This window comes from Deltaproteobacteria bacterium, from assembly GCA_016234845.1.
GTDB lineage: Bacteria > Desulfobacterota > Deferrimicrobia > Deferrimicrobiales > Deferrimicrobiaceae > JACRNP01.
Map to the genome: position 1 here is coordinate 1 of JACRNP010000193.1, position 6,103 is coordinate 6,103.

Genomic DNA, 6,103 nt, shown 5'->3' on the forward strand with positions numbered 1-6,103 from the left:
CCGTGCTCCCCGTCGCGTCCATCAGGTGGATCGTGGACCGGTCGGTCGAGAGCTTCACCGTGCAGAAGCCCCCCGGGAATCCGGACGCGGGCGGAGATGAAGGTGCGGGGGTCGGCGGCGGAGACCACTGCTGCTGCCCCGGAACCGCGGGCTGCTGGTACGGCTGCTGGCCCGGATACGGTTGCGGTTGCTGGTACGGCTGTTGCTGCTGGTACTGCTGTTGATATTGCTGCTGGGGATCCGGGTATTGCTGAGGAACCTGTTGCTGCGGGTATTGCTGCTGATACGGCTGCTGTTGCTGGTACTGCTGTTGAGACTGCTGCTGGGGATCCTGGTACTGCTGGGGGTATTGCTGCTGCGGATACTGCTGCTGCGCCGGGTACTGCTGTTGCCCCGCGGCCGGCGGCGGGGCGGCGGCGCAGAGAACGGCGATCGGGAGGGCCAGCGGCAGGATCCTTCGCATCCGGAGAATTTCCCTCAACGTCGTCGCTCCTTTTCCTGCGTGCCCGCCCGCGGGACCGGGATCTCGTACGGGTCGTGTCCCTGGCTCTGCAAGGGGCTTTCCACCCCCCTGTCCGCTCCGGAGCGCCACCACGGGCGGCTCCGGCCCCACACGGGGCCACGGTCCGCGGTCAGGAGCTGGAGCTCCACCGGCAGCGGCCGGTCGTCCCCCGGCGGCGGGTTCCACTCGAACAGCAGGTAGAGTCCGTATACCGCGGAATCCCTCGGAATGGAGATCGTCCCGCCGTAGATCGATTCGGCTCCGTTGCCGGATTCGTATTTCCGAAGCCGGAGTTCCTGTTTGACGGAAACCTTCCCGAACGGGTGGTTGTCCAGGGCGAACACCTTGAGCCGCGCGGGATCGCCCGAATGCCCGACGAGCAGGTCGTACGGCCTGCCGGGGTACATCGGCGTCCGGTAGACGGCGTACCAGGCGCCGGGGCGCGCGGTGAACCGCTCCAGCGGACCGCCCGCGGGAAAGAAGAACGCCACGTCGGTCGGATATTCGTCCGGATACACCGTGATGGCCGGCGGTCCGTGGAACGGCGCGTCCGCGAAGGCCGCTCCCGCGATCGTCAGGAGGAGCGCCACGAGCGCCGCCACGCGCCGCGGGCGCATCAGTCCTCCCCGATCCGTTTCGCCAGCTCGTGCACCGCCGTTTCGATGCACGCGCGGAGCGCCTTGTCGACGCTCTCCTTCCGGGACGATTTCACGTTGGCGTCCGGGTTCAGCGGGACGCTCTTCCCCTTCAGGGAGAAGATGGATTGCGCCAGCCGCCCCAAGCCGCTCACGCTCGTGCCCGTCGCCTCGATCTTCTTCCGGACGTTGACGGCGTCCACCACGAGCCCCGATTCGGCGTCGACGATCCGGACGTCCATGCCGATGCCGTCCTTCGCGCTGCCATGGGCGAGGTCCATCCCCCCGACGGAGACGCCCCCTTCCGACTGGCTCTCCCCGGGGTTCGCCTCGGATACCACCACCTCGAAGATGTAGCTCGCACCGGCCAGCTTCTTCGAGGCGACGGTCCCGGTCGTGTGGCCCGAGGCGTTCAGCTGCCTCTCCCGCATGACGCCTTCGTTCAGGCGCTGCCGCTCCGCGACCGCGAAGGCGCCGGACTTGATGAGCGCGGTGACGAACATCTCCTGGGCCGCCTTGACCTGGATCTCCGGAACGGAGCTGCGGAACTCGTATATCGTGACGACCGTCTTGGCGCCCGCCTTCCGCTTGAGGGATTTCAGTCTCTGCGACGATTTGGAGCTGTCGATCTCGGCGTCTTCCTCCGCGAAGGCGATTCCCGCCGAAAACGCGAATAGGGCGACAAGGACCGCGCACCCGATGGATCGGGCCAAGGGACTGGAGCGCATGGCATCCTCCCGGATCGGTGGTGGAGGGCCGATAACCTCCGGATTTCGCACGATACATTGATGATACCGGTTGGCGATATACAGTAAAACATTTTTTTATTATCCTGCGGTCGGGGGGAAAATCCGTGCAGCGGGGAGGCCGATCATGACAGGTGCGCATTTCCGGGGAGCGATTTGGATCGCCGTGTTCCTGTTGATCTTCCCTGCGGGATCGCAGGCGGCGGACGTCGATATGCGGGAAGGGGAGTGGGAGACCTCGGTGGAGATGACCATGACCGGCGGCCCGATGTCCATGCCGCCGATGACCAGCAGTTTCCGGCAGTGCATCACGAAGGAGGACCTCGTTCCGTCGTCGGAGAAGGACAAGGAGTGCAGGACGACGCGCCTCAAGGTCACCGGAAACAAGGTCGCGTGGCACGTCATCTGCGGAAATTCCGAGGGGGATGGGGAGATCACGTACAAGGGGGCTTCCTACAAGGGAACGGTCCGCATGAAGACCGTGGAGGGGGGGGAATCCGTCGCGACCCTGATGAAGCTCTCCGGCAGGCACCTCGGTCCGTGCGCCGCGGGGAGCAGGGAGGCGGCCTCGAAGGAGCGCGAGAAGTACAAGGCAATGGCGGAGGAGGCCAAGGCCCAGGGGGAAAAGAAAAAGGCGGAGCAGGCGGCAATCAACAAGAAGACGGAGGAGTTCATCCGAAAGAACCCCGTCCCGGCGGAGGAGCCGGGAGCGTGCGTCCAGAAAGGGTTCGAGAGCTCGGCCGAGTGCGACGAGAAGGCGGGGAAACTGAATTTCGAGCCGGGGGAGTACGAATTGACCATCGAGAAGGCGAGCCGCGTCGGAACGACGTGCACGCCGGTCGAGGTGAAGAAGAAGACGTTGTGCCTCATTCTTGCGAACCCCGTTCCGCCCGATCTCCTCGACGGCCGCAAGGTCCGGGAAGTGCGGCGGGGGAAGGACCGGATCACCTGGAAGGACGATTCCGGACCCAGGCCGCTTGTGGGAGGGATCGTCTATCGGGGGAGCGCCTTCGAGGGGGTTGCGACCGAATCGGGCGGTGCCGGCAAGGGATCGGACTTCCTGCAGATCCGGAAGGTGACCGGCCGGCGGATCGGGGACGGCGATTGCGTCTCCGGGTCCGGCGACGGGCGCGACTACACGTCCCGGAAGCGGACCGAAGAGAGCGTCGGCGAACGGGCGAAGGACGCGATCAGGAATCCCGTGAAGGGGATCCGGAATCTGTTCGGGTTCTGATCCGGGCAAGGTTTTCCGGGCGGGAAGGGGGGCGATTCCCGCCCTCGTCCTGCTCCTCGGGATGCAGGCGGCCGTCCCGGGGGGCGCGGCGGGCGGCGCGCGGGATCCGTTCGGAAACGTCGCGGCGGCGTACCTCGTGAAGATCGACGGGCGGGAGGTGTGGGCCCGGAACCCCGGGAAGCGGCTCCCGCCCGGCAGCCTGGCGAAGATGATGACCGCCCTCCTTGCGGTCGAGCGGGCCCGCCTCGGCGAGATCGCCGTCGTCTCGGGGGCCGCGAGCCGTGAAACCGGCACCCGCCTGGGGCTTTCCGCGGGCGACCGGATGCCCGTGATCGATCTCCTCGCCGCAACGCTCATGGGATCGGCGAACGACGCATGCCGCGCGCTGGCGGACCACGTCGCGGGAAGCGAGCGGAATTTCGTGTCCCTGATGAACGACCGCGCCCGCGCGATGGGTCTTTCCGGAACCCGCTTCGCCAACGCGTGCGGCCACGACGATCCCGGCCTCCATTCCACGGCGCGGGACCTCGCGCGTCTCGCGGAGGCGACCCTGGGGAATCCCGTGCTGGCGCGGCTTGCCGGGTTGATCGACGGGGAGGTGTCGACGTCCGACGGTTCGCGGAAATTCGTCGTCTCGAACCGGAACCAGCTCGTCGGCCGCTATCGGGGAGCGAAGGGAGTCAAGACCGGCTACACCTCCCGGGCCGGAAGGTGCCTCGCGGCGTACGCGGAGCGGGACGGGAGGCGGGTGCTGCTCGTTCTTCTCGACGCCCCCGACCGGTGGTGGAAGGCGGAGGAGATGCTCGACGCCGCCTTCGCGGAACCGCCCGGCGCGCCTGCGGAACGCGCGCCGTGAAGAGAGGCGCGGCGGAGCTCCTCCTCCTTCCCGGTGCGGTCGCCCTGGTCTATGCGAACGCCTTCCGCGGCGGGTTCCAGTTCGACGACTACAACGTCATCGTCGGGAACCCCGCCGTCCACTCCTGGGGCGCCTTCCTCGCCGACCTTCCGCACGGGATCCGTCCCCTCCTGAAGCTCACCTACACGCTGAACTGGACATCCGGAGGGGGCATTTTCGGTTTCCACCTCCTGAACGCGGCGCTCCACGCGGCGAACGCCGTCCTGCTGTTCCGCGTCGCGCGCCTCCTGTCCGCGCCGGCCGTTTCGGGCTTCGCCGCCCTGTTCGCCGCGCTGCTGTTCGCCGTCCACCCGGTCCAGACGGAGGCGGTGACCTATATCAGCGGGCGGTCCGTTTCCCTCATGTCGTTCTTCTACCTCGGGAGCGTCCTCGCCTGGCTCCGCGGGCGGGAGCGGGGTAGCGTTTTTCTCCTCCGCGGGGCATCCCCCCTCCTGTTCCTCCTGGCGATGCTGTCCAAGGAAGTGGCGCTCACCCTCCCGTTCGCGCTGCTTCTTCTCGAAACCGCCCGCGGAACCGCCTGGAGGGATGCGCTCCGCGCCCAATCGGTCCATTGGGGGCTGCTCCTGCTTCTTGCCGGCCTCCTCCTCGCCCATCCCGGGTACGGGCGGCTTCTCGAGTCGTGCTTCGACATCCGGGGCGTCCCTGCCAATCTGATGACCCAGATCCACGGGATCGCGTACCTGTTGTCGCGCCTCGTTTCGCCGCACGCGCTGAACATCGATCCCGATCTTCCGGTTTTCGAGCGGGTGACGCCGTTCGTGGCGGGGGAGGCGGTCTTCCTGGGGGTCCTCTTTTCGGCGGGGATCGCAGGCCTCGGGAGACGCTCCGCGGCGGGCTTCGGCATCCTCTGGTTCTTCCTCCACCTCGTACCCACGAACTCCTTCGTCCCGCGGCTCGATGTGGCGAACGAACGGCAGCTCTACCTTGCCTCGTGGGGGCTCTTTCTCGCGCTGGGGGCGGGCGCCGACCGTATCCGGGAGAGAGCCGGACTCCTCCCGGTCGCCGCGGTCGCCGCGTCGCTGGCGATCGCGCTCGGAATTCTCACGATATCGAGGAACGGGGTGTACCGCAGCGAGATCGCCTTGTGGGAGGACACCGCGGGGAAGTCGCCGGGGAAGGCCCGTGCGCACAACAATCTGGGGTACGCGTACGAGCTCGCGGGGCGATTCGGGGATGCGGAGGCGTCGTACCTCCGCGCGATGTCGATCGACCCCGGATATGTACGCGCCCGGGAGAACCTCGCGCGTCTCGCGCTCCGGAGGAACCGGCGATCTGGTATATTTTCGGGGGCGGGTATCGCCAGGGAGGGTCTCCATTGGGCTCCGAACGGCAGGTGAAGAAACTGGCGGAGATCCTCGTCCGCCACTCGGTGAAGGCGAGGAAAGGCGAGATCGTCCGGATCTCCACGAGCGAGCTGGGGAAGCCGCTGGCGCTCGCGGTCTACCGCGAGGTGATGCGGGCGGGAGCGCACCCGCTCCTCTCGGCGGGGTTCGAGGAGGCGAACGGGATCTTCTACGAGGAAGCGTCGCCGGAGCAGATCGCCCACCTCCCGCCGACGAAGATGCACGAGGCGAAGACGATCGACGCCGACATCGTGATCATCGCTCCCGGCAACACCCGGCACCTCTCCCACATCCCTCCGCGGAAGATGGCCGACCGCCGGAAGGCGACCAAGCCGATCTCCGAGGTGCTGCTGCGGCGCGTCCGGTGGGTGCTGACCAACTTCCCCACGGAGGCGCTCGCCCAGGAGACCGACCGCTCGCTGGCCGAGTACGAGAAGCTGTACTACGGCGCGGTGGATCAGGACTGGGCGGCCATGTCCCGGATGTTCGCGCGGGCGAAGAAGGTCCTCGAGAAGGCGGACCGCGTCCGGATCGTGGGGGTGGATACGGACCTCTCCTTTTCGATCAAGGGGCGCACCGCGATCCCGTGCGCCGGGGAGTACAACATGCCCGACGGGGAGATCTTCACCGCGCCGGTGGAGACCTCGACGGAAGGGGTGATCTTCTTCGAGTTCCCCGCGATCGCCGGGGGGCGGGAGGTGGCCGGGATCCGGCTTCGGTTCCGCAA

At 67.4% G+C, this 6,103-nt stretch carries 7 protein-coding genes; 4 read left to right on the forward strand and 3 right to left on the reverse strand.

Annotated features, from left to right (window positions below; translation table 11 throughout):
* The 3 genes from HZB86_12040 to HZB86_12050 all read right to left on the reverse strand — a co-directional run.
* Positions 1 to 463, reverse strand: a 463-nt coding sequence (locus HZB86_12040) for a hypothetical protein (protein MBI5906253.1), incomplete at its 3' end; no start/stop codon positions are given.
* Positions 464 to 477: 14 nt separating this feature from the next.
* Positions 478 to 1,119, reverse strand: coding sequence for a hypothetical protein (locus HZB86_12045; GenBank protein ID MBI5906254.1), 642 nt, complete (start codon positions 1,117 to 1,119; stop codon positions 478 to 480).
* Entirely contained in the window at positions 1,119 to 1,865 is a 747-nt protein-coding gene (locus tag HZB86_12050; GenBank protein ID MBI5906255.1) for a hypothetical protein, read from the reverse strand. The genes HZB86_12045 and HZB86_12050 overlap by 1 nt, the downstream gene beginning before the upstream one ends.
* A gap of 193 nt (positions 1,866 to 2,058) precedes the next feature.
* Here HZB86_12050 and HZB86_12055 point away from each other — a divergent pair, with 193 nt between their 5' ends.
* The 4 genes from HZB86_12055 to HZB86_12070 all read left to right on the forward strand — a co-directional run.
* Complete coding sequence (locus HZB86_12055; GenBank protein ID MBI5906256.1) at positions 2,059 to 3,117, forward strand: DUF3617 domain-containing protein; 1,059 nt, start codon at positions 2,059 to 2,061, stop codon at positions 3,115 to 3,117.
* Between the two features lie 61 nt (positions 3,118 to 3,178).
* Positions 3,179 to 3,973, forward strand: a complete 795-nt coding sequence (locus HZB86_12060; GenBank protein ID MBI5906257.1) for a D-alanyl-D-alanine carboxypeptidase — start codon at positions 3,179 to 3,181, stop codon at positions 3,971 to 3,973.
* Entirely contained in the window at positions 3,970 to 5,370 is a 1,401-nt protein-coding gene (locus tag HZB86_12065) for a tetratricopeptide repeat protein (protein ID MBI5906258.1), read from the forward strand. The genes HZB86_12060 and HZB86_12065 overlap by 4 nt, the downstream gene beginning before the upstream one ends.
* The coding region (locus HZB86_12070; GenBank protein MBI5906259.1) for an aminopeptidase at positions 5,349 to 6,103 on the forward strand (755 nt) is incomplete at its 3' end. The genes HZB86_12065 and HZB86_12070, both read left to right, overlap by 22 nt.

Excerpts from the sequence above, each read along its gene's own strand:
- HZB86_12045 (MBI5906254.1), bottom strand. The coding sequence starts at position 1,119 with ATGCGCCCGCGGCGCGTGGCGGCGCTCGTGGCGCTCCTCCTGACGATC.
- HZB86_12050 (MBI5906255.1), bottom strand. The coding sequence starts at position 1,865 with ATGCGCTCCAGTCCCTTGGCCCGATCCATCGGGTGCGCGGTCCTTGTC.
- HZB86_12060 (MBI5906257.1), top strand. The coding sequence starts at position 3,179 with ATGCAGGCGGCCGTCCCGGGGGGCGCGGCGGGCGGCGCGCGGGATCCG.